Below are 20,255 nucleotides of genomic sequence, written 5' to 3'. Positions count from 1 at the left end.
GAGGTCAGGGTGGTAGCCGGGTCGGCGGCCCACGGCCCGGCGGGCCTTGCCGCACACGCCCCCCACCGGGCGGCGGGGTCGCAGGCGTGGTGCTGCCCGCCCAGGGACTCCGGGCGGGAGTCCGGGGCGGGCAGCACGCGGGGGACGGTGAAGCCGGCGGGGGACGGCGGGGCGGTCGTCCTGGGGACCTTGCGGGCCGGCCGGCCGCCGCTTCAGCTGGGGCTACGCGGGCGTGCCCGGCTCTACTCGGCCGCCAGGTGGACGGTGCGGCCGCGGACGACGGTGCGCAGGCAGGCCGGCAGCGGGTGGCCGGGGGTGAGGTCGGGCAGGCCCGGGGTGCCGGAGCGCGGGTCGGTGGACCAGCCCGCCACCCGGGAGTCGGGGGCCTGGACGACCAGTTCGTCGGCGGCCCAGATCGCGTAGCTGGCGACGGCGCCGGGCACGAGCACGCCGTCCTGGTCGCGGCCGATCGCGCGCCAGCCGCCGCGGGTGTGCGCGGTGAAGGCCGCGCGGACGGAGATCCGGTGGTCCAGGGTCTGGTGGAAGGCGGCCGCGCGGACGGTGCCCCAGGGGTCCAGCGGGGTGACCGGGGCGTCCGAGCCGAAGGCCAGCGGCACGCCGGCCCGCAGCAGGGCGGCGAAGGGGTTGAGCGCGGCGGCCCGCTCGGCGCCGAGGCGCTGGACGTACATGCCGTCCGGGCCGCCCCAGGCGGCGTCGAAGGCGGGCTGGACGGAGGCGGTGAGGCCGAGCTCGGCGAAGGCGGCGACGGACTCGTCGTCCAGCGCCTCGGCGTGCTCGACGCGGTGGCGCAGCGCCTTGACCCGCCCGGTGCCGACCCGCTCCCCGGCCGCCCGGACGCCGTCCAGGACGGCGGCCACGGCCGCGTCGCCGATGGCGTGGAAGCCGGCCTGGAGCCCGGCCTCGGTGCAGGCGGCGACGTGGTCGGCGACCTGCTCGGCGGTCAGGTAGGCGGTGCCGGTGTGCTCGGCGTCGGCGTAGGGGGTGTGCAGGCAGGCGGTGTGCGAGCCCAGCGCGCCGTCCGCGAAGAGGTCGCCGCCGGCGCCCACCGCGCCGAGCCGGCGGGCCGTCTCGGCTCCACCCAACTCGCCCCAGTAGCCGAAGACTTCGGGGCCTTCGCCTTCGGCGGCGAGGGCCAGCAGGGCGGCCAGGTCGGCCTCGGAGGAGATCTCCGGGCCGGCGCACTCGTGCAGCGCGCCGATGCCGAGTTCGGCGGCGCGGGCGAGGGTGGCGCGCTGGGCGCGGCCGCGCTGCTCGGGGGTGAGGTGGGCGAGCGCGGTCCGCCGGACGGCGTGGTGGGCGTCCTTGGTGAGCGGGCCGTCCTCGGTGTGGCCGGGGCACTCGGCCAGGCCGGGGGCGAGGGTGCGCAGCGCGGTGGTGGCGAGCGCGGAGTGCACGTCGGTGCGGGAGAGGTAGAGCGCGGCGCCGCGGGCGGCGGCGTCGAGTTCGGCGAGCGTGGGCGGGCGGCCCTCGGGCCAGCCGGTCTCGTCCCAGCCGTGGCCGATGAGCACCCCGCCGGGCTCGGGCCGGGCGTCGACGAAGGCGGTGACGGCGGCGAGGGCGTCGGCCAGCGAGGGGCTGCCGGTGAGGTCGAGGCCGGTGAGCGCCAGGCCGGTGGCGGTGGCGTGCACGTGGGCGTCGACGAAGGCGGGGGTGACCAGGGCGCCGTCCAGCTCGACGATCTCGTCGGCGGCGGCGGCGTACGCCTCGGCGGCGCCGTCGCTGCCGACCCAGGCGATGTGCTCGCCCTCGACGAGCATCGCGGTGGCGAACGGGTCGGCGGGGCTGTAGACGGCGCCGCCGCGCAGCAGGACGGTCCGGGAAGTGCGTTCGGTCATGCCGCTAAGTCTGCACCTGCGGGGTTCGCCCTCAGAGCCTCGGGGGTCGCGCCTCGTAGGGGGTGGACAGGACGACGGTGGTGCGGGTGGAGACGCCGGCGGCGCTGCGGATGCGGGCGAGCAGGTCCTCCAGGTCGCCGGGGGCACCGACGCGCACCTTGAGGATGTAGTTCTCGTCGCCGGCGACGCTGTGGCAGGCCTCGATCTCGGGCAGGCCGGCCAGCCGTTCGGGGGTGTCGTCCGGGGCGCTGGGGTCGAAGGGCTTGACCGAGATGAACGCGGTCAGCGCCAGGTCGACGGCGTCGGGGTCGATGATCGCGGTGTAGCCGCGGATCACCCCGCGCTGTTCGAGGCGGCGCACCCGCTGGTGCACCGCCGAGGTGGACAGGCCGGTGGCCTTGCCCAGGTCCGTGTAGCTCATCCGGCCGTCCTCTAGGAGCAGCTGGACGATGCGTTGGTCGAGATCCTCCACAGTGCGCAAACCTACCCGGTCGGGGGCACGGGGGGCGCACGCGGTGTCACATCGGATGCCCGCAGGTGTCACGCGGGCAAATGCCAGGCGAATGTGGCACTGGATGTGGCCAAGGACACACCCGGTGCATCACGGTGCACCGAGCCGCAGGGTTATGAGCCCGAATCGGAGGGAAATGCTGGTTGTGGCCCCGGGCGACCACGCCGGGCCCGATCCGAGGGGGATCCTCATGCCGACTGACCAGCGTGCCCTGGGCGCCGACGAGACCGACGATACGACCGGCCGCGACGACCTCGCGGTCGATCACGGCCACGTCCCGGGCATCGACCCGGGCGAGGCCGAGACCTGGGACATCTTCCGGGTGCACTGCCCCGAGTGCCGCCGCCCGATCGCCCTGGTGGCCGACGAGGAGCGGCTGCCGCAGCACGCGCTGCTGCCGACCGCCTGGAACCCCTTCACCCCCGCGCTGTGCCCGGGTTCGGGCACGCCGACCGACGACCTCGCCGAGGTGGAGACCCCGGAGGACGCCCAACCCGGCGGGCTCGACGCCCTGTTCAGGCTCCCCACCGAACTCGACTGGCGCACCCAGCCGTTCTCCCACGCGGTGGCGCACCGGCCGACGCGGACCGCCGTCGTCGCCCCGGCCGTCCCGGTCATCTCGGCCATCCCCGAGCAGCGCCGCCGCCTGGTCCGGCGCTGAACCGCCGCCCTGCGCAGGCGGGTTGCTGAACCGCCGTCCTGCGCGGGCGGGTTGCCGATCCGCCCGCCCGCGCGGGCGGGTTGACGCAGAATCGAAGACGCCTCCGGCCGTCACTCCGCACCCTGGAGTGACGGCCGGAGGCCGTTTGTGGGGGGGCTCAGCCCTTCGTGAGGTGACGGCCGATCACCAGACGCTGGATCTGGTTGGTGCCCTCGACGATCTGCAGCACCTTCGCCTCGCGCATGTAGCGCTCGGCCGGGAAGTCCTGCGTGTAGCCGTAGCCGCCGAGCACCTGGACCGCGTCGGTGGTCACCCGCATCACGGCGTCGGTGCAGAACAGCTTGGCCATCGCCGCCTCCTTGGAGAACGGCAGGCCCGCGTCCCGCAGCCGGGCGGCGGACAGGTAGAGCGCCCGCCCGGCCTCGATCTGGGTGGCCATGTCGGCGAGCATGAAGGACAGGCCCTGGAACTCGGCGATCGGGCGGCCGAACTGACGGCGGGTGCGCGCGTAGTCGACCGCGAGGTCGAGCGCGGCCTGGGCGACGCCGACCGCGCAGGCGGCGATGCCGAGGCGGCCGGAGTCCAGTGCGGCGAGCGCGATCTGGAAGCCCTGGCCCTCCTCGCCGATCAGCCGGTCGCGGGAGACCCGGGCGCCGTCGAAGTGCAGCTGCGCGGTCGGCGAGGAGCGCATGCCCATCTTGTGCTCCGGCGGGGCGGCCGACAGGCCCTGCGCGTCGCCCGGGACGAGCAGGCAGCTGATGCCCTTGGAGCCCTCGTCGCCGGTGCGCACCAGGGCGCTGTAGAAGTCCGCCCGGCCGCCGTGGGTGATCCACGCCTTGGTGCCGTTCACCACGTACGCGTCGCCGTCGAGGTCGGCGCGGGTGCGCAGCGCGGCCGCGTCCGAGCCGGACTGCGGTTCGGAGAGGCAGTAGGCGCCGAGCTGCTCGCCGGAGAGCATTCCGGGCAGCCACCGGCCGCGCTGCTCCTCGGTCCCGAAGCCGGCCAGCGCGTGGCAGGAGAGGGTGTGCACGCTCACCCCGAGGCCGACGGCCAGCCAACCGGCCGCCAGCTCCTCCAGCACCTGCAGGTACACCTCGTAGGGCTGCCCGCCGCCGCCGTACTTCTCGTCGTAGGGGAGGGAGAGCAGGCCGGCCTCGCCGAGGGTGCGGAAGACCTCGCGCGGGAAGCGGCCGGCGGCCTCGTCCTCGGCCGCGCGGGGCTGCAGCTCGCGCTGGACCAGGTCCCGGGTGAGGCTCAGCAGCTCGTGGGCCTCCTCGCTGGGCAGCTGGCGCTCCACGGCTTTCACTGGGGACGGGGTCATGGCGGCGGTCGCCTCCTCGATCGGGCACCGGAGCGTGGTGTGGCTGGTCCGGCGCGGGTGTGGCAGGTCGGCCCGACCGGCACCGGATTACGGTGAACGGCCGTTCACAGGCATGGCGATGCGAGTATGCCGGAAACCCGCGCCGCCGTCACGATCACCCAGGAGTAACTGGACGGACTGGTGGGCTACGGCACCGTAGGGTTGCCGTTGTGGCTGCTTCCCGACCCCTCTCCCCCGCCCTTCCGCCCCTTCCCGGCGACGCGGTGGCCTCGCTCGCGGCGGAGCTGCGCGCACTGCCGCCCTCCTGCGGGCCGGTGCGGCTGGTCGCGGTGGACGGGCACGCGGGCTCGGGCAAGACGACCTTCGCCGGGCGACTGGCGGCGGCGCTCGGCGGGGCGCCGGTGGTCCACCTCGACGACCTGGCCACCCACGCCGAGCCCTTCGGCTGGACCGGGCGGCTGCGCGAACAGGTGCTGGAGCCGCTGGCGGCCGGCCGGGACGGTGCGTACCGGGTGTACGACTGGACGCTGCGCCGCTTCGCGGGCACGGCCGCGGTGCCGGTCGCCCCGGTGGTGCTGGTGGAGGGCGTCGGCGCCGGACGGCGGGCGGTGCGGCCGTGGCTGGCCCGGGTGATCTGGCTGGAGTTGGACGCCGCCGCGGCCCGGCGGCGCGGCGAGCAGCGGGACGGGCCGGATCTGGCCGAGTTCTGGGCCGGCTGGGCCCGGGCCGAATCGGCGCATTTCGCCGCGGATCCGAGCCGTCCGTTCGCCGGGACGCGGGTCGACGGGGTGACCGGACGAATCACGCCGGGCACCGTGGGTGAACCTTCAACAAGCCCTTGACCTGCGCTGTCGCCAGGATTTAGGTTCTCATCAGCCGCCGGAACGGGATGTTCCGGCCGCCTCGGACCCGGCGTCCCCGGCTTGTTCCCCCGTGAGCCGGGGGCGCCGTCCGGTCCTTTCCGAATCGCGCTCCCCCGCCGCCGGTCCAAGCCCCCACCCGCTCAACGACCGCTCGCACGATCGCATTTGACTCCGTGGGCGCCCTTCCGGATCAGCGCCACGCCGGTACGATTCCTCGCAGGCGCAGATGCGCCCGGGGGCTTTCGACCACCGGCCCGGCTGCACGCAGGCGACCTGCCACCGAGCCCCGGGCCAAGCCGCGGGGGGCGTGAGTGACGACGGTGGACAGTTCGGACAGCAACGCGGGCGGCCCGGACCGGCTCGCCGAACGCGCGTGGCTGCGTGCCATGGACGCGTACACGGCGGGCGCGTACGCCCGTGCCGAGGAGGAGTTCCGCGCGGCCGTCCGGCTGGACCCGGGCATGGCCGACGCCTGGCTCGGCCTGCACGCGCTGCGCAGCGACACCTCGGCGGCGCTGCTGGCCATGTACCGCAACCAGAAGCGGTTCGGCGAGCAGCGGCGACGCCACCGCCGCCCGCTCAGCTCCTGGTACTGGCTGGGCTGGTGGGTGCAGCCCGTCCTGGAGGACGCCCGCGACCTGGCGCTCGCGCACGCCTCGCACTGGCTGGACGGCCGCCACCTGGCCGAGCTGGACCGGGCGCTGGAACAGTGCCCGGCGCCCAGCGAGGACCCGTCCGCCCGGTTCCTGTACGCCTGCCGGTCCTACCTGCTCAAGGACTGGGAGCAGTTGGTCCGGGACACCGACCGGCTGCTGGACGACCCGCTGCTCGGCATCGAGGCCGGGCTGTTCGCCGGCATGGCGCGGGTCCGGCTGGACATGTGCGCCCAGGCGCAGGCGCCGCTGGCCGCCTCGCTGGCCCGCTGCCGCTCCGAGCAGCCCCAGCGCAAGGAACTGCGGTACTGGCTGGCCCGGGCGTACGAGGGGGCCGGGCGCAGTGCGGCCGCGCTGCCGCTCTACCGGGCGGTGCACCGGGCCGATCCGGTGTTCATGGACACCGCCGCGCGGCTGGCCGCGATCGCGTCGGAGGACGGGTTGGCGGACGACCTGCCGGACGCCCTGCTGGACGGCGGCCTGCCGACGGGCGGGCGGGCGGCCGGGTACGAGGACACCGAGCCGGCCGAGGTGGACGAGGCCGACGAGGCGGACGGGGCCGACTTCCAGGACGGGGCCGGGTACGCCACGGCGGGGGGCTTCGGCGACGCGGCCCCCGGGTTCACCGAGGGCGTCGGGTACACCGGCGGGGTCGGATTCGTCGAGGGCGTCGGGTTCCTCACGGGGCCCGGCCCGGGCGACGGCTCCACGGCGGACCCGGCGCCACAGGCGGCCGGCGAGCGGTCGGGTTCGCCGGGCGGCTCCGCCGCCCCGCTGCCGGTGCCGGTCCGCGCCGAGGCCCAGCCCCGCACCGCTCCGCTGCCCACCGCCCAACCGGTCGACGACGAGCGCGAGTTGGACGCGGCGCTGGCGGAACTCTCGCTGATGGTGGGCCTGGAGCCGGTCAAGCGCCAGGTGCGGGCACTGTCGGCGCAGCTGCGGATGTCCAGACTCCGGGCCGCGCAGGGCCTGCCGGTCCAGCCGCCCAAGCGCCACTTCGTCTTCTCCGGCCCCTCCGGCACCGGCAAGACCACCGTGGCCCGGATCCTCGGCCGGGTCTTCCACGCCCTCGGACTGCTCTCCGGCGACCACCTGGTGGAGGCCCAACGGGCCGACCTGGTCGGCGAGTTCCTCGGCCAGACCGCGGTCAAGGCGAACGAGCTGATCGACTCGGCGCTGGACGGCGTGCTGTTCATCGACGAGGCGTACAGCCTCTCCAACTCCGGCTACACCAAGGGCGACGCCTACGGCGACGAGGCCTTGCAGGTGCTGCTGAAACGCGCCGAGGACAACCGCGACCGCCTGGTGGTGATCCTGGCCGGCTACCCCGAGGGCATGAACCGGCTGCTCGCCACCAACCCCGGCCTCAACTCCCGTTTCACCACCCGGGTCGACTTCCCCAGCTACCGCCCTAACGAGCTGACCGCGATCGGCGCCGCGTTGGCCGGCCGGGACGGCGACGGCTGGGACGAGGACGCGGCCGAGGAACTGGCCAGCATCAGCGCCCACGTGGTCCGCGAGGGCTGGATCGACGAACTGGGGAACGGCCGGTTCATCCGCACCCTGTACGAGAAGTCCTGCGCCTACCGGGACCTGCGGCTCTCGCTGCTGCGCGAGCCGCCGGGCCGGGAGGACCTGGCGACCCTGCGCCTGCCCGACCTCGTCCAGGCCTACGGGGAGCTGATCGACGGCCGCGGCTGAGACCAGCTCCCCGGGATCACGCCGGGCTCAGCCCCGGAGCAGCTCGGCCTCGCGCTCGGGGTCGAGGCCGACCTTCGGCCGGTCCGCGCGCTGCGGGGCGACGCCGCCGATCGACCGCAGCCAGCCCCAGGTGTCCTCGACCGTCTCGCCCACCGGCCGGCAGCGCAGCCCGGCGGCGACCGCCCGGTCCACGGACGCGCCGTGCAGGAAGTCGTTCAGCTCGCCGGGCGGCAGCCAGATCGGCAGCTCCGTCCAGGGCTCGACGCCGGCCGCCAGGATGCGCTCGGGGTCGGTCCAGCGCAGGTCCGCGTCCGAGCCGGTGACCCGCACGCAGGCCTCCAGCAGCTCGCCCATCGTGGTGTGGCCCGCCGGGCCGACCACGTTGCACGCGCCGCCGAGCCGGGCCGCCGACGCGTCCAGGAGCCAGCCCGCGAGGTCGCGGACGTCGATGTACTGCAGCGGCAGGTCGTACGGACCGGGGGCGAGCACCGGGCCGCCCCTGGCGATCCGGTTCAGCCACCAGGGCAACCGGCCGATGTTCTCGTGCGGGCCGAGGATCAGCCCGGCCCGGGCGAGCAGGGCGCGCCCGCCGAACTCCGCCTCCAGGGCCAGTTCGGCCCCGCGCTTGGCCTCGGCGTAGGGCACCTCGCCCTCGGCGTCCGGGGACGACTCGACCACCTCCGCCGACTCGTCCGCCCCGCGCGCCGACGGGTGGTCGTACACCGACCGGCTGGAGACGTACCCGTAGTGGCCGACCCGGCCGGCCAGCAGCCGGGCGCTGTCGCGCACCGCCGTCGGGGCTCCGGACCAGGTGTCCACCACCGCGTCCCACTCCCCCGTGGCCAGCGCCGCGAGCCCGCCCTCGGCGGTGCGGTCGCCCAGCAGCGCGGTCACTCCCGCGGGCGCGGGCTGCGTACCGCGGTTGAGGGCCGTCACCTCCCATCCCCTGGCCAGCGCCTCCTCGGCGACGACCCGTCCGACGAAATTCGTTCCACCCAGCAGGAGAAGCCTCATGCCGACCACCCTGCGCCCAGGGTGGTCGGCATGGGAACGGCTGAACGCTGAGAGCAGAATCGCCCGCGGCGGACACGCCGTCAGCGAAAGGGGGAACCTCAGGCGGCGGAGCGGTGGTCCGGGTCGTGCATCTCGCCGACCAGCTCCTCCAGCACGTCCTCCAGCATGACCACACCGAGCGTGCGGCCGTCCTGGTCCAGCACGGCGGCCAGGTGGCAGGTCGCCCGGCGCATCGCGCCGAGCGCGTCGTCCAGCGGGAGGCTGCCGCGCAGCACCGTGATCGGACGCCACAGCCGGGCCGGGACGGGCGCGGACGGGTCCTCCACGTCGAGGATGTCCTTGAGGTGCAGGTAGCCCAGGTAGCCGTGGCCGGCCGGGTCGCCGTCGGTGACCGGGAAGCGCGAGAAGCCGGTGCGCAGGGCGAGCTCCTCGACCTCCGCGGCGGTCACCTTGGTGTCCACGGTGACGAGCTGCTCGGGCTTGAGCAGCACCTCGGTGACCGGGCGGTGGCCCAGCTCCAGGGCGTCCTCAAGACGCTCCTGACGGCCCTCGTCGAGCAGGCCGGCGTCCCGGGAGTCGACCAGCAGGTACATCAGCTGCTCGGTGGTGAACACCGACTCGACCTCGTCCTTGGACTCGACCCGGAACAGCCGCAGCACACCGTTGGCGATGGCGTTCAGCAGGCTGATCACCGGGGCCAGCCAGCGGGCCAGCCGGTCCAGCGGCGGGCCGAGCCAGAGCGCGGCCTTCTCCGGGCCCGCCATGGCCATGTTCTTGGGCACCATCTCGCCCATCACCATGTGCAGGAAGACCACGACGGCCAGCGAGATGCCGTACGAGAGCGGGTGCATCAGACCGGACGGGACCCCGATCGCGTGGAACGGGCCCTCCAGCAGACTGGCGATGGTCGGCTCGGCCAGGGCGCCGAGGCCCAGCGAGCAGACGGTGATGCCGAGCTGGGCGGCGGCCAGCATCGCGGACACGTTGGACAGCGCGTGCAGCACGGTGCGGGCACGCTTGTGGCCGGCCTCGGCGAGCGGTTCGATCTGGCTGCGGCGCACCGAGACGACGGCGAACTCGGCGCCGACGAAGAAGGCGTTCCCGAGCAGGAGCAGGACGGCGACGGCCAGTTGGAGCGCGGTCATCGGGCATTCTCCTGGTCGTCCTCGAACGAGGCCGGCGCGCTGGTGCGCTCGACCCGGACCTGGCTGGTGCGGTGCCGGTCGACACCCGTCACGGTGAAGCGCCAGCCCGGCAGCTCCGCCTGCTCGCCGACCTCGGGCAGCTTGCCGAGCAGGTCGGCGACCAGGCCGGCCAGCGTCTCGTACGGGCCGTCCGGGGCGATCAGGCCGATCGTCTCCAGTTGGTCGATCCGGGCGCGGCCCTCGGCCTCCCAGGCCGGCAGGCCGTTCACCGGGGGCAGCGGGAGCAGCTCGGGGCGGTCGGCGGGGTCGTGCTCGTCCTGCACCTCGCCGACGATCTCCTCGACGATGTCCTCGACGGTGACGACGCCGGCGGTGCCGCCGTACTCGTCGACCACGATGGCCATCGGCTGGAGGCGGCGCAGCTGGTCGAGCAGCCGCTCGGCGGGCAGGGTCTCGGGCACCAGCAGCGGCGGCGAGGTGAGCTCGCCCACCCGGACCAGGCCGCGCCGGGCGGCCGGGACGGCGAGGGCGTCCTTGAGGGTCACTATGCCGGTGACCTCGTCCAGGCTGTGGGTGTAGACCGGGAAGCGGGACAGGCCGGTGGCCCGGGTCAGGTTGATCACGTCGGAGGCGGTGGCGTCGCCCTGGAGGGAGGCGACGTCGATCCGCGGGGTCATCACGGACTCGGCGGTCAGTTCGCCCAGGCCCAGGGTGCGGACGAACAGGGTCGCCGACTCCTCGTCGATCGCGCCGGCCTTGGCCGAGTGGCGGGCCAGCGAGACCAGTTCGGCCGGGGTCCGGGCGTGGTCCAGCTCCTCCTGCGGCTCGACGCCGAAGGCGCGGACCGTCCGGTCGGCCGCCCCGTTGAGGAAGCTGATCAGCGGGCGGCAGGCGAAGGAGAAGGCCATGTGCGGAGCGGCGACCGCGCGGGCCACCTGGAGCGGGCGGGAGATCGCCCAGTTCTTCGGGACCAGCTCGCCGATCACCATCTGCACCACGGTGGCGAGCACCATGCCGACGACCACGGCGACGCCGCGGGCGGCCGACTCGGGCACGCCGATCCCGGTCATGACGGGGCTGAGCAGGGTGGACAGCGCCGGTTCGGCGAGCATGCCGACCACCAGCGAGGTGACGGTGATGCCGAGCTGGGCGCCGGAGAGTTCGAACGAGAGGTGCCGCAGGGCCCGGGAGACGCGGACGGACTTGGCGTCGCCGGCCTCGGCGGAGCGTTCGACAGCCCCGCGCTCGACGGTCACGAAGGCGAACTCGGCGGCCACGAACAGGCCGTTGGCGAGGATCAGCAGGAGGGCCGCGAGCAACAGCAGCCAGGCGGTGATCACAGTGCCGCCTGCCTTCCGCTGACAGGAAGGTGGGCGGCGCAGGTACTACCGGACGGATCGTCCATCGAGGGGGGAAGTCACTCCTCAAGTCGTCTTTCGGGCAGGACGGAAGTTTTGCCCTGCTTTTACCAGCGTAGACCATACCCGGACGATGGTAGGAAGAGTGTTCGGACCCGCCGGGCCGAGGATTCACAGGCCCGGCCGGTCCCCCGGGCTCAGGCCCCGGCGTGGTGCTCGACCAGGTCGCGCAGGGCGCGGGCGTGCGCGATCGCCTGGTCCTTGCCGACGCCGGACTGGATGCCGACCGCGGCGAGCGAGGTGCCGTCGGCCAGGTCGAGGGTGGCCCACGGGTCGCCCTGGCGGAAGTTGACCCGGACGATCTCGGCCCAGGTGAGCCGGCGGCTGCGGACGAAGTTGACCACCGTCACGCCCTGCGCGTCGGCGCTCACCCGGGGGCGGGCCAGCATCAGGCCCACGCACGCGAACAGCACGCCGCTGCCCGCCATCATGATCCGGTCGTTGAGCTGCCAGTTCTCCGGGAGCGCCACGGCCATCACGGCGAACAGCACCACCAGCAGCGCGCAGACCGGCAGCAGCACGGCGCGGGTGCGGCGCGGCGCCCAGGTGACGGGGAACTCGACGGGCGGCGTGGACACGTGGGGTCTCCGGTGAGGTGGTTCGGGGGGAACGGTCGTTCCCGGGAACGACGGTTCCGGGCAGCGGGCGGATCCGGACGAAGGGCGGGGACGCCGGTCGGCGTCCCCGCCCCATTCAACCGTTCCTTACCCGCACCACGGCGGGCGAGGTCACCGCCGCGCCGGTCAGAGGCGGCAGGCGTGGATGTTGGTGACCAGGATGGCCCGGGCGCCGATGCCCCACAGGTCGTCCATGATCTGCTGGGCCTCCTTGCGGAGCACCATCGAGCGCACCGCCACCCAGCCCTCGGTGTGCAGCGGGGAGACGGTCGGCGACTCCAGGCCGGGGGTGAGCGCCACGGCGGCGCCGACCTTCTCGGCACGGATGTCGTAGTCCATCAGCACGTAGCGGCGGGCCACCAGCACGCCCTGGAGGCGGCGCAGGAACTGGTCCACCCGGGTGTCCTCGCCCGCGCCCTTGGGGCGGATCACCACGGCGTCCGAGATCAGGATCGGCTCGCCGAACACCTCCAGGCCGGCGTTGCGCAGGCTGGTGCCGGTCTCCACCACGTCGGCGATCACGTCGGCGACGCCCAGCTGCACCGCGGTCTCCACCGCGCCGTCCAGCTTGGTGACGGTCGCCTTCACGCCGTGGTCGGCGAGGTGCTGCTCGACCAGGCCGGTGTAGGAGGTCGCGATCCGCAGGCCCTCCAGGCCCTTGACGTCCTCGACGGCCACGCCTTCGGGGCGGGCGAAGCGGAAGGTCGACGCGGCGAAGCCGAGGGCGAGCACCTCCTCGGCGTTGGAGTGCGAGTCCAGCAGCAGGTCACGGCCGGTGATGCCGATGTCCAGACGGCCGGAGCCGACGTAGACGGCGATGTCACGCGGGCGCAGGAAGAAGAACTCGACCTCGTTGTTCGGGTCGACGAGGACGAGCTCCTTGGGGTCCTTCCGCTGGCGGTAGCCGGCCTCATGGAGCATCTCCGCCGCGGGACCCGAGAGCGAACCCTTGTTGGGGACGGCGATGCGCAGCATGGGAGGTTGGTTCCTTACCTGTGGGGAGGGGCGTGCGGTTCGGTTTAGAGGTACTTGTAGACGTCGTCGAGCGTCAGCCCACGGGCGATCATCATCACCTGAACGTGGTACAGGAGCTGTGAGATCTCCTCGGCGGTCTGCTCGTCCGTCTGGAACTCGGCGGCCATCCAGACTTCGGCGGCCTCCTCGACGACCTTCTTGCCGATCGCATGGACGCCCTGCTGGGCGAGCTGCGCGGTACGGGAGGACGAGGGGTCGCCGGTGGCGGCCTTCTGCTGGAGCTCGGCGAAGAGCTCCTCGAATGTCTTCGAAGCCATGATGGGACTCACCTTACGGCGTGCGGGCTGACCGGCGGTAAACGGTCCCGGACCGTGGACAGTCCGTTGGACGTCCACGGTCCGGGTCGGGGAGGTGCGCTCAGAGCGCGGCGCGCAGCACCGCGGCGGTCGCGACGGCGGCGGTGACGGCCTCGTGGCCCTTGTCCTCCGCGGAGCCGGGCAGGCCGGCGCGGTCGAGCGCCTGCTCCTCGTTGTCGCAGGTCAGCACGCCGAAGCCGACCGGGACGCCGGTGTCGACGGTCACCTGGGTGAGGCCGGCGGTGGCTGCCTGGCAGACGTAGTCGAAGTGCGGGGTGCCGCCGCGGATCACCACCCCGAGGGCGACGACCGCGTCGTAGCCGTGGTCGGCGAGGCGCTTGGCGGCGACCGGCAGCTCGAAGGTGCCGGGGACGCGCAGCACGGTCGGCTCGGCGACGCCCAGTTCCTTGAGCGCCCGGTGGGCGCCGTCCAGCAGGCCGTTCATCACGACGTCGTGCCACTGGGCGGCGACGACGGCGACCTTGAGGTCGGCGGCGCCGTCGATGGTCAGCTCGGGGGCTCCGTGGCCGCTCATGCTCGTTCTTCCTGTCCGTGGTGGTGGTGCGTGAGGTGGTGCGTGGGGCGTGGTGCGTGGGGCGTGGCTGTGGTACGAGGGGCGCGGGACGGGTTCAGGAGTCGAGGCCGGGCAGGTCGTGGCCCATCCGGTCGCGCTTGGTGCGCAGGTAGCGCAGGTTGTGCTCACCCGGCGCGATCTCGACCGCTTCGCGCCCCTTGACCTTGAGGCCGTGCTCGGTGAGCGCGGTGAGCTTCTCCGGGTTGTTGGTGAGCAGCGTGAGCGAGCGGACGCCGAGGTCCACCAGCATCTGCGCCGCGATGCTGTAGTCGCGGGCGTCGGCCGGCAGGCCGAGGTCGAGGTTGGCGTCGACGGTGTCGCGCCCCTGCTCCTGGAGTTCGTAGGCGCGCAGCTTGTGGGCCAGGCCGATCCCCCGGCCCTCGTGGCCGCGCAGGTAGAGCACCACGCCGCGGCCGGACTCCGCGACCTTGCGCAGCGAGGCCTCCAGCTGGGGGCCGCAGTCGCAGCGCAGCGAGCCGAAGACGTCGCCGGTCAGGCACTCGGAGTGGACCCGGACCACGACGTCCTCGCCCTCGGGCAGCCGGCCGTCGGCGCCGAGGCCGCCGGCCACCAGCGCGAGGTGCTCGACACCGTCGATGGTGCCCTTGTAGCCGACGGCCGTGAACTCGCCGTGGACGGTGGGCAGGGCGGTCACGGCGGCCCGGTCGACGTGCAGTTCGGTGCGGCGGCGGTAGGCGATCAGGTCCTCGATGGAGATGATCGCGAGGCCGTGCTCGCGGGCGAAGGCGACCAGCTCGGGCAGCCGGGCCATGGTGCCGTCGTCGTTGACCACCTCGGCGATCGCACCGGCCGGCGGCAGTCCGGCGAGCCGGGCCAGGTCGACGGCGGCCTCGGTGTGGCCGGGGCGCACCAGCACGCCGCCCTCGACCGCGCGCAGCGGGAACACGTGCCCGGGGCGGGTGAGGTCGCCCGGCTCGGTGCCGGGCGAGGACAGCAGCCGGACGGTGCGGGCGCGGTCGGCGGCGGAGATGCCGGTGTCGACCCCCTCCCGGGCGTCCACCGAGACGGTGTACGCGGTGCCCTTGCGGTCCTCGTTGACCTGGGTCATCGGCGGCAGCTTGAGCCGGTCCAGCTCGTCGCCGGTCAGCGGGGCGCAGATCACGCCGGAGCTGTAGCGGATGGTGAAGGCCATCAGCTCGGGGGTGGCGGCGGAGGCGGCGAAGACGATGTCGCCCTCGTTCTCGCGGTCCTCGTCGTCGACCACGATCACGGCGCGGCCGAGGGCGATGTCGGCGATCGCGCGCTCGACCGGGTCGAGGACGAGTTCGGGTGCCGCCTCGCGCTCGCGGTCGGCGGTGTGGTTCTCGGTCATACCGTGACTCCCTGCGGGACGGTGGCGGAGTTGACGCGCGGCTCACGACTGCTCAGCCACCAGGAGCGCAGGCCGAGCAGCACCAGGACGAAGTAGATCGAGTAGGTGAGGCCGGAGAAGGGGTAGCCGTTGTTGAAGGCCAGTGGGACGCCGACCACGTCGACGGCGATCCAGGCGAACCAGAACTCCAGCCAGCCACGGGCCTGGGCGACCATCGCGGCCAGCGTGCCGACGAAGATGTAGGCGTCCGACCAGGGGCTCCAGGACAGGCTGGGGTGGGCCGTGAACAGCCAGGCCAGCGCGACGGTGCCGGCCGCGGTGCCGACCACCAGGGCGGCCCGCTCGGGCCAGGTGGCGAAGCGGACGGCGATCGTGCCGGTGTCCCGGCGGCCCCGCCGCCACTGAGCCCAGCCCCAGGCCGCGGTGACGAGCACGATCAGCTGCTTGCCGATCAGGCCGGGGACGTGGCCCCCGAGGTAGGCGGCGATCAGCACGGCGCCGGACAGGAGTTGGAGCGGCCAGCTCCAGACCGAGCGGCGCCAGCCGAAGGCCAGCCCGGCCAGGCCGAGCAGGTTGCCGAACATGTCGGCCCACTTCACGTGCTCGCCGAAGACGGTGAACGCTTCTCCGCTGAGCCAGTTCACTTGGACTCTCCGGCGATCGTCGGGGGAAGGGTGCGGGAGTCGAGCAGTCGCTCGACGTACTTGGCAAGCACGTCCACTTCGAGGTTGACGCTCTCGCCGACGGCCTTGGCGCCGAGCGAGGTCAGCGCGAGGGTCGTGGGGATGAGGCTGACGGTGAAGCTGTCCCGGGCGGCCTCCACCACGGTGAGGCTGACGCCGTCGACCGTGATCGAGCCCTTCTCCACCAGGTAGCGGGAGATGGTGTCGGGCAGCGAGAAGCGCAGCACCTCCCAGCGCAGGTCGCCGGCCGCGTCGCGCTCGCCGGGCTCGCGGCCCAACAGCGTGCCGGTGGCGTCGACATGGCCCTGGACGAGGTGGCCGCCGAGCCGGTCGCCGAGCGCCATGGCGCGCTCCAGGTTGACCCGGGATCCGGGCTTCAACTCGCCGAGGCTGGAGCGGTGCAGCGTCTCGGCCATCACGTCGGCGCTGAACTCGCCCGTACCGGACGCCAGTTGGTCCGGGCTGTCGACGACGGTCAGGCAGACGCCGTTGACCGCGATGGAGTCGCCGTGCCGCGCACCCGTACAGACCACCGGGCCGCGCAGGCGGATTCGCGAGGAGTCGCCGATCTCCTCGATCGACACGACCTGGCCGAGCTCTTCGATGATGCCGGTGAACACCCGGGTTCTCCTCGCGCTTGGGGGCGCGGACTCCGGGGTGGCATGGGAGATGACACGGACGGGCAACGGCGCGCGAGCCGACGGCACGACCCGTCGCCGGGATGCCGAGGCCGCCGGGAGATCGCTCACCCGGCACGGGAGACACCTCTCCCGCCGTTCACCTGGCCGTGGTCCACCGGGGGACCACGGATACTGCTCTTCGTCCGCCCGCGCACGCCTCCCATCCGGACTTTAACCGTCGGTCCAGGAATTTCACCTGGTCAACCGGCCGCTGGCTGCGGACGGGTCGCGGACTGTAACCGCCGGTTCGGATTTTCACCGACCCCGGAGTGCGCTGAACGTCACTGCTGTTGGGGCCATTCTGCCACGACGCGCGCAAGCCCAGGGAGAGCCTTCCGCTGTGGGCTGTTTCACGCGGATGCGGGGAATGTGCGGCCGGGTGGTAGGTGACGCCCGCAACGCGGCGGTCAGCTACGGAGGGTGGCGAGCACGTACGGAGGGTGGTGGGTGCGGCCGGAGCACGGCGGGTGCGGTCAGAGCGTGGCGGGTGCGGCGATCGACGTGAAGTGGCTGACCACCGGCGGGTGCGCGAGGTAGCACAGCTCGCCCTCCGACCAGACCGGCCTGATCCGCCACATCGGCCCCGCGTACCCGCGCAGGGCCGCCTCGTCGCGCCAGCGGCTCACCACGAGCACCCGGTGTCCGTCCTCGGTCACCGAGCGCAGCAGCTCGCCGCCCAGACAGCCGTCGGTCCGCCCGAGCTGCGGGATCACCTGGGTTGTCAGCAGCACACAGAATTCCTCGATGCGACTGGCCAGGACCTGCCCGGCCCAGATCCTCACGATCACGACCACCACCTCCGAGCGGAGCGCCTGGCCCCATTATCAGCGCAAAGCCGCTGGTGGGGAGGGGTGGCGGGGAAGATTTACCGAGGGCTGCACCGGTCGGCGGCCGGGGGCGCCGGGAAGGGGTTCGGCTAGATTTCCGGTATGACCAGCACACCGGAATCTGTCATATCGTCAACCGCCGCTCCGCACACGCCGGGCAGCCTGTTCGCCGCTCTCAGCGCGGGGGCGCTGACCGACCCGGCGCAGCTGCGCGAGATCTACGAGCAGCCCGGCGACCACGCGCGCCGCAAGCAGGTCGACCACCTGCACGAGGTCGCACGGCGGCTGATCGCCTGCTCCTCGCTGGTGTTCGTGGCGAGCTCGGACGCCGCCGGGCGCTGCGACGTCTCCCCGCGCGGCGGGCCGGCCGGGGTGGTCTCCGTCCTCGACGAGCACACCCTGGCCATCCCGGACGCCACCGGCAACAAGCGGTTGGACACCCTGCACAACATCCTGGAGAACGGCCGGGTCGGGCTGCTCTTCGTCGTCCCGGGCCGGGAGACCACGCTCCGGGTCAACGGGCGGGCCTGCGTCTCCACCGACCCGGAGCTGCTGCGGCAGCTGACCGCCGTCGGCAAGCCCCCGCGCAGCGCGATCGTGGTGGCCGTCGAGGAGGTGTACGCGCACTGCCCGAAGTCCTTCCTGCGCGGCTCGGCGTGGAAGCCGGAGAACTGGCTGGCCAAGGACGCGCAGCCGACCTCGGCCGAGATCACTCTCTCGCACCTGCGGGACGACTCGCTGACCATCGAGATGATCGAGCAGACCGAGCGGGAGGCGCTGCTCTACCGCTACGAGTGACCACTGCGGCGCGGGCGGCGCTCGACGCTCGGTGCTCGACGCTCGGCGTGCTCAGGCGGCCTTGGGCAGGTCCACCACCGGCGCGTCGCTGGCCGCCCGCTGGACGGCCTCGACGCCCTTGTGGGCGGCCTCCTTGCTGGAGTAGCCCTGGCCGGTGGCGACGATCTCGCCGTTGCCCGCCTTGAGCCGGAACCGGTACTTGCCGCCGGCGTCCTCGTAGACCTCGAACTTGCCCGCCATCGGGCCACCTCCTCGTGCGGCGCGCGGCGCGCCTCTGGTCGACCCCCTCCAGCACCGTGCGCCCCCGAACCGGGCGGCCGCACCCGCTCGGCGGCCGGACGGGTGACGCCCCGCAACCGAGCGATCGCGGAGGTGCCGGGGCGGCCGCCCGGTGGTTTGAATGGACGGATGGACTGCGTCTTCTGTGCGGTGGTGGCGGGCGAGGAGCCCGCGCACCGGGTGCTGGACGACGAGGCGGCGGTGGCCTTCCTGGACCGGCGGCCGCTGTTCCCCGGCCACGTGCTGGTCGTCCCGCGCGCCCACCACCGCACCCTGGCGGACCTGCCGGCCGCCGAGGTGGGGCCGTTCTTCCTCCAGGTGCAGCGGGTGGCCGCCGCGGTGGAGCGCGGATTGGGCGCGGCGGGCAGCTTCGTGGCGGCGAACAACCGGATCAGCCAGTCGGTGCCGCATCTGCACGTCCACGTGGTGCCGCGCAATCCGAAGGACGGGCTGCGCGGCTTCTTCTGGCCTCGGGGGACGTACCCGGACGAGGCGGGGGCGGCGGAGGTCGCGGCCCGGCTCCGGGCGGTACTCGGCGGCTGAGGGGGCTCGCGGGGGCGCGGGGGGCGTGCGCACCGCATTTGCGATCCGGTTTCACCCACTCTCTTGACAGGTATAGAACACTCCGCTTGAGTCGCCTTCACGGCCCCGCACCGGCCCACACCCCGGTCGGTCGCCTCCCCTGGCGCACCCCCGCACGAGGCCCGGCTCCCCTGCCCCGCTCAAGTCCCTGTCACGACGACGTGCGGCCCCCACCGCACAAGGGGTGATGACGTGTCAATGAAACGCCTGCTCGCGCTGCTCTCCGCCGTGGTCACGGCGCTGGCGGTCGCGGTGCTCCTCCCCGCCTCCGCCAGCGCCGCCGCCTGCGGCACGCCGTGGAGCGCGGCCACCGCCTACACCGGCGGCGCGGCCGTCTCGTACAACGGGCACAACTGGACCGCCAAGTGGTGGACCCAGAACGAGCCCCCGAGCACCGGCGGCACCGGGGTCTGGGCCGACCAGGGCTCCTGCGGCGGGTCCACCGACCCGACGCCGACCCCGACGTCCGGCACCTGCGACTACCCCGCCTGGGCCGCCGGCCGCTCCTACGTCGCCGGCGACATCGTCCGGTACACCAACGGCGGCTACTACCGCGCCACCCACGACAACCCGGGCTACGACCCGGTCATCAGCACCTGGTACTGGGAGCCGTACACCTGCGGCTCGACCCAGCCGCCCAACCCGGGCGGATTCCCGGTCAGCCAGGCCCAGTTCGACCAGATGTTCCCGGGCCGGAACTCCTTCTACACCTACCAGGGCCTGCTCGACGCGCTCGGCGCCTACCCCGGCTTCGCGACCACCGGCAGCGACACCGTGCGCCGGCAGGAGGCCGCCGCGTTCCTCGCCAACGTCAGCCACGAGACCGGCGGGCTGGTGTACGTGGTCGAGCAGAACACCTCCAACTACCCGCACTACTGCGACACCTCGCAGCCGTACGGATGCCCGGCCGGGCAGGCCGCGTACTACGGGCGCGGGCCGATCCAGCTGAGCTGGAACTTCAACTACAAGGCCGCCGGCGACGCGCTCGGCATCGACCTGCTGCACAATCCGAACCTGGTGCAGACCGACCCGGCAGTGGCCTGGAAGACCGGCCTCTGGTACTGGAACACCCAGAACGGGCCGGGCACCATGACCGCGCACAACGCCATGGTCAACGGGTACGGCTTCGGTGAGACGATCCGCAGCATCAACGGCTCGCTGGAGTGCAACGGCAACAACACCGCCCAGATGCAGCACCGGATCAGCCTGTACCAGAGCTTCGTCCAGATCCTCGGCACCGTCCCCGGGGGCAACCTGAGCTGCTGACGGCCCGCCCCCGCCCCACCGCGCGCCCCGCTACGCCCGGACCGGTCATCACACCGTGGTGCCCGTACGCCGCCGAGCGTAGCGGGGCGTACTCATGTGGGGGCGTACTCCTGCGGGAGCAGCGGAGGGCGGTCGAAATCGT

At 73.4% G+C, this 20,255-nt stretch carries 21 protein-coding genes and 1 riboswitch; of the genes, 6 read left to right on the top strand and 15 right to left on the bottom strand.

Going from position 1 to position 20,255, the window contains the following annotated elements; genetic code table 11:
- Positions 1-242: 242 nt before the first annotated feature.
- Together ACIQVZ_RS10930 and ACIQVZ_RS10925 are read right to left on the bottom strand one after the other, a co-directional pair.
- The gene (locus ACIQVZ_RS10930) at positions 243-1,856 is read right to left on the bottom strand and encodes an amidohydrolase (protein ID WP_350883569.1); all 1,614 of its coding nucleotides are present in this window, start codon (positions 1,854-1,856) and stop codon (positions 243-245) included.
- A gap of 31 nt (positions 1,857-1,887) precedes the next feature.
- Positions 1,888-2,328, bottom strand: a complete 441-nt coding sequence (locus ACIQVZ_RS10925; protein ID WP_350883567.1) for an Lrp/AsnC family transcriptional regulator — start codon at positions 2,326-2,328, stop codon at positions 1,888-1,890.
- A 229-nt stretch (positions 2,329-2,557) separates the two neighbouring features.
- On the opposite strand from ACIQVZ_RS10925, the gene ACIQVZ_RS10920 reads away from it, so the two are divergent.
- Positions 2,558-3,028: a hypothetical protein gene (locus ACIQVZ_RS10920; protein ID WP_350883565.1), complete on the top strand. Its 471-nt coding sequence runs from the start codon at positions 2,558-2,560 to the stop codon at positions 3,026-3,028.
- 157 nt (positions 3,029-3,185) lie between these two features.
- Here the strand turns inward: ACIQVZ_RS10920 and ACIQVZ_RS10915 are convergent, their stop codons facing one another.
- Positions 3,186-4,349 (bottom strand): acyl-CoA dehydrogenase family protein, encoded by a 1,164-nt coding sequence (locus ACIQVZ_RS10915; RefSeq protein ID WP_402448797.1) that lies wholly within the window; start codon positions 4,347-4,349, stop codon positions 3,186-3,188.
- Positions 4,350-4,558: 209 nt separating this feature from the next.
- On the opposite strand from ACIQVZ_RS10915, the gene ACIQVZ_RS10910 reads away from it, so the two are divergent.
- The gene (locus ACIQVZ_RS10910; protein ID WP_402448795.1) at positions 4,559-5,191 is read left to right on the top strand and encodes a uridine kinase; all 633 of its coding nucleotides are present in this window, start codon (positions 4,559-4,561) and stop codon (positions 5,189-5,191) included.
- 407 nt (positions 5,192-5,598) lie between these two features.
- Positions 5,599-7,566 (top strand): AAA family ATPase, encoded by a 1,968-nt coding sequence (locus tag ACIQVZ_RS10905; RefSeq protein ID WP_402449069.1) that lies wholly within the window; start codon positions 5,599-5,601, stop codon positions 7,564-7,566.
- A 27-nt stretch (positions 7,567-7,593) separates the two neighbouring features.
- Here the strand turns inward: ACIQVZ_RS10905 and ACIQVZ_RS10900 are convergent, their stop codons facing one another.
- The 11 genes from ACIQVZ_RS10900 to ACIQVZ_RS10850 form a co-directional block, all read right to left on the bottom strand.
- Positions 7,594-8,580: an NAD-dependent epimerase/dehydratase family protein gene (locus ACIQVZ_RS10900; RefSeq protein WP_402448793.1), complete on the bottom strand. Its 987-nt coding sequence runs from the start codon at positions 8,578-8,580 to the stop codon at positions 7,594-7,596.
- A 98-nt stretch (positions 8,581-8,678) separates the two neighbouring features.
- On the bottom strand, positions 8,679-9,725 hold the full coding sequence (locus ACIQVZ_RS10895) for a hemolysin family protein (protein ID WP_350883557.1): 1,047 nt from the start codon (positions 9,723-9,725) through the stop codon (positions 8,679-8,681).
- Positions 9,722-11,065 (bottom strand): hemolysin family protein, encoded by a 1,344-nt coding sequence (locus ACIQVZ_RS10890; protein WP_402448790.1) that lies wholly within the window; start codon positions 11,063-11,065, stop codon positions 9,722-9,724. The genes ACIQVZ_RS10895 and ACIQVZ_RS10890 overlap by 4 nt, the downstream gene beginning before the upstream one ends.
- Positions 11,066-11,280: 215 nt before the next feature.
- On the bottom strand, positions 11,281-11,721 hold the full coding sequence (locus tag ACIQVZ_RS10885; protein WP_350883553.1) for a PH domain-containing protein: 441 nt from the start codon (positions 11,719-11,721) through the stop codon (positions 11,281-11,283).
- A 165-nt stretch (positions 11,722-11,886) separates the two neighbouring features.
- Positions 11,887-12,735, bottom strand: a complete 849-nt coding sequence (gene hisG, locus ACIQVZ_RS10880) for an ATP phosphoribosyltransferase (protein WP_350883551.1) — start codon at positions 12,733-12,735, stop codon at positions 11,887-11,889.
- 44 nt (positions 12,736-12,779) lie between these two features.
- The gene (locus ACIQVZ_RS10875) at positions 12,780-13,052 is read right to left on the bottom strand and encodes a phosphoribosyl-ATP diphosphatase (RefSeq protein ID WP_063346472.1); all 273 of its coding nucleotides are present in this window, start codon (positions 13,050-13,052) and stop codon (positions 12,780-12,782) included.
- A 100-nt stretch (positions 13,053-13,152) separates the two neighbouring features.
- Positions 13,153-13,626, bottom strand: coding sequence for a 6,7-dimethyl-8-ribityllumazine synthase (ribH, locus tag ACIQVZ_RS10870; RefSeq protein ID WP_350883547.1), 474 nt, complete (start codon positions 13,624-13,626; stop codon positions 13,153-13,155).
- A 94-nt stretch (positions 13,627-13,720) separates the two neighbouring features.
- Positions 13,721-14,998 carry a bifunctional 3,4-dihydroxy-2-butanone-4-phosphate synthase/GTP cyclohydrolase II gene (locus tag ACIQVZ_RS10865; RefSeq protein ID WP_350883545.1) on the bottom strand — a complete coding sequence of 426 codons (1,278 nt, stop codon included), beginning with the start codon at positions 14,996-14,998 and terminating at the stop codon, positions 13,721-13,723.
- Positions 14,995-15,582: a nicotinamide mononucleotide transporter family protein gene (locus ACIQVZ_RS10860; protein WP_350883668.1), complete on the bottom strand. Its 588-nt coding sequence runs from the start codon at positions 15,580-15,582 to the stop codon at positions 14,995-14,997. The genes ACIQVZ_RS10865 and ACIQVZ_RS10860 overlap by 4 nt, the downstream gene beginning before the upstream one ends.
- Positions 15,583-15,638: 56 nt before the next feature.
- Positions 15,639-16,301, bottom strand: a complete 663-nt coding sequence (locus ACIQVZ_RS10855) for a riboflavin synthase (RefSeq protein WP_350883543.1) — start codon at positions 16,299-16,301, stop codon at positions 15,639-15,641.
- A 208-nt stretch (positions 16,302-16,509) separates the two neighbouring features.
- Positions 16,510-16,637, bottom strand: a riboswitch (FMN riboswitch).
- A gap of 197 nt (positions 16,638-16,834) precedes the next feature.
- Entirely contained in the window at positions 16,835-17,149 is a 315-nt protein-coding gene (locus ACIQVZ_RS10850; RefSeq protein ID WP_371516015.1) for an antibiotic biosynthesis monooxygenase, read from the bottom strand.
- Between the two features lie 141 nt (positions 17,150-17,290).
- Here ACIQVZ_RS10850 and ACIQVZ_RS10845 point away from each other — a divergent pair, with 141 nt between their 5' ends.
- Positions 17,291-17,986 (top strand): MSMEG_1061 family FMN-dependent PPOX-type flavoprotein, encoded by a 696-nt coding sequence (locus ACIQVZ_RS10845; RefSeq protein WP_402448787.1) that lies wholly within the window; start codon positions 17,291-17,293, stop codon positions 17,984-17,986.
- 51 nt (positions 17,987-18,037) lie between these two features.
- Here ACIQVZ_RS10845 and ACIQVZ_RS10840 read toward each other — a convergent pair whose 3' ends face one another.
- Positions 18,038-18,226 carry a DUF1508 domain-containing protein gene (locus tag ACIQVZ_RS10840; RefSeq protein WP_350883537.1) on the bottom strand — a complete coding sequence of 63 codons (189 nt, stop codon included), beginning with the start codon at positions 18,224-18,226 and terminating at the stop codon, positions 18,038-18,040.
- A gap of 168 nt (positions 18,227-18,394) precedes the next feature.
- Between ACIQVZ_RS10840 and ACIQVZ_RS10835 the strand changes: the two genes are divergently transcribed.
- The gene (locus ACIQVZ_RS10835) at positions 18,395-18,808 is read left to right on the top strand and encodes an HIT family protein (protein ID WP_350883535.1); all 414 of its coding nucleotides are present in this window, start codon (positions 18,395-18,397) and stop codon (positions 18,806-18,808) included.
- Between the two features lie 237 nt (positions 18,809-19,045).
- Positions 19,046-20,113 (top strand): glycoside hydrolase family 19 protein, encoded by a 1,068-nt coding sequence (locus ACIQVZ_RS10830; protein WP_402449067.1) that lies wholly within the window; start codon positions 19,046-19,048, stop codon positions 20,111-20,113.
- Positions 20,114-20,255 lie beyond the last annotated feature (142 nt).

The organism is Kitasatospora sp. NPDC098663 (assembly GCF_044760075.1).
Classification (GTDB): Bacteria; Actinomycetota; Actinomycetes; order Streptomycetales; family Streptomycetaceae; genus Kitasatospora.
Note: the sequence above shows the minus strand (reverse complement) of the source record. Positions and strands in the feature narration are given on the sequence as shown.

Bases quoted from the DNA above. Each gene is read 5' to 3' on its own strand.
- ACIQVZ_RS10930 (WP_350883569.1), bottom strand. From the start codon at position 1,856: ATGACCGAACGCACTTCCCGGACCGTCCTGCTGCGCGGCGGCGCCGTC.
- ACIQVZ_RS10920 (WP_350883565.1), top strand. From the start codon at position 2,558: ATGCCGACTGACCAGCGTGCCCTGGGCGCCGACGAGACCGACGATACG.
- ACIQVZ_RS10915 (WP_402448797.1), bottom strand. From the start codon at position 4,349: ATGACCCCGTCCCCAGTGAAAGCCGTGGAGCGCCAGCTGCCCAGCGAG.
- ACIQVZ_RS10905 (WP_402449069.1), top strand. From the start codon at position 5,599: ATGGACGCGTACACGGCGGGCGCGTACGCCCGTGCCGAGGAGGAGTTC.
- ACIQVZ_RS10900 (WP_402448793.1), bottom strand. From the start codon at position 8,580: ATGAGGCTTCTCCTGCTGGGTGGAACGAATTTCGTCGGACGGGTCGTC.
- ACIQVZ_RS10895 (WP_350883557.1), bottom strand. From the start codon at position 9,725: ATGACCGCGCTCCAACTGGCCGTCGCCGTCCTGCTCCTGCTCGGGAAC.
- hisG (WP_350883551.1), bottom strand. From the start codon at position 12,735: ATGCTGCGCATCGCCGTCCCCAACAAGGGTTCGCTCTCGGGTCCCGCG.
- ACIQVZ_RS10875 (WP_063346472.1), bottom strand. From the start codon at position 13,052: ATGGCTTCGAAGACATTCGAGGAGCTCTTCGCCGAGCTCCAGCAGAAG.
- ribH (WP_350883547.1), bottom strand. From the start codon at position 13,626: ATGAGCGGCCACGGAGCCCCCGAGCTGACCATCGACGGCGCCGCCGAC.
- ACIQVZ_RS10865 (WP_350883545.1), bottom strand. From the start codon at position 14,998: ATGACCGAGAACCACACCGCCGACCGCGAGCGCGAGGCGGCACCCGAA.
- ACIQVZ_RS10860 (WP_350883668.1), bottom strand. From the start codon at position 15,582: ATGTTCGGCAACCTGCTCGGCCTGGCCGGGCTGGCCTTCGGCTGGCGC.
- ACIQVZ_RS10845 (WP_402448787.1), top strand. From the start codon at position 17,291: ATGACCAGCACACCGGAATCTGTCATATCGTCAACCGCCGCTCCGCAC.
- ACIQVZ_RS10840 (WP_350883537.1), bottom strand. From the start codon at position 18,226: ATGGCGGGCAAGTTCGAGGTCTACGAGGACGCCGGCGGCAAGTACCGG.
- ACIQVZ_RS10835 (WP_350883535.1), top strand. From the start codon at position 18,395: ATGGACTGCGTCTTCTGTGCGGTGGTGGCGGGCGAGGAGCCCGCGCAC.
- ACIQVZ_RS10830 (WP_402449067.1), top strand. From the start codon at position 19,046: ATGAAACGCCTGCTCGCGCTGCTCTCCGCCGTGGTCACGGCGCTGGCG.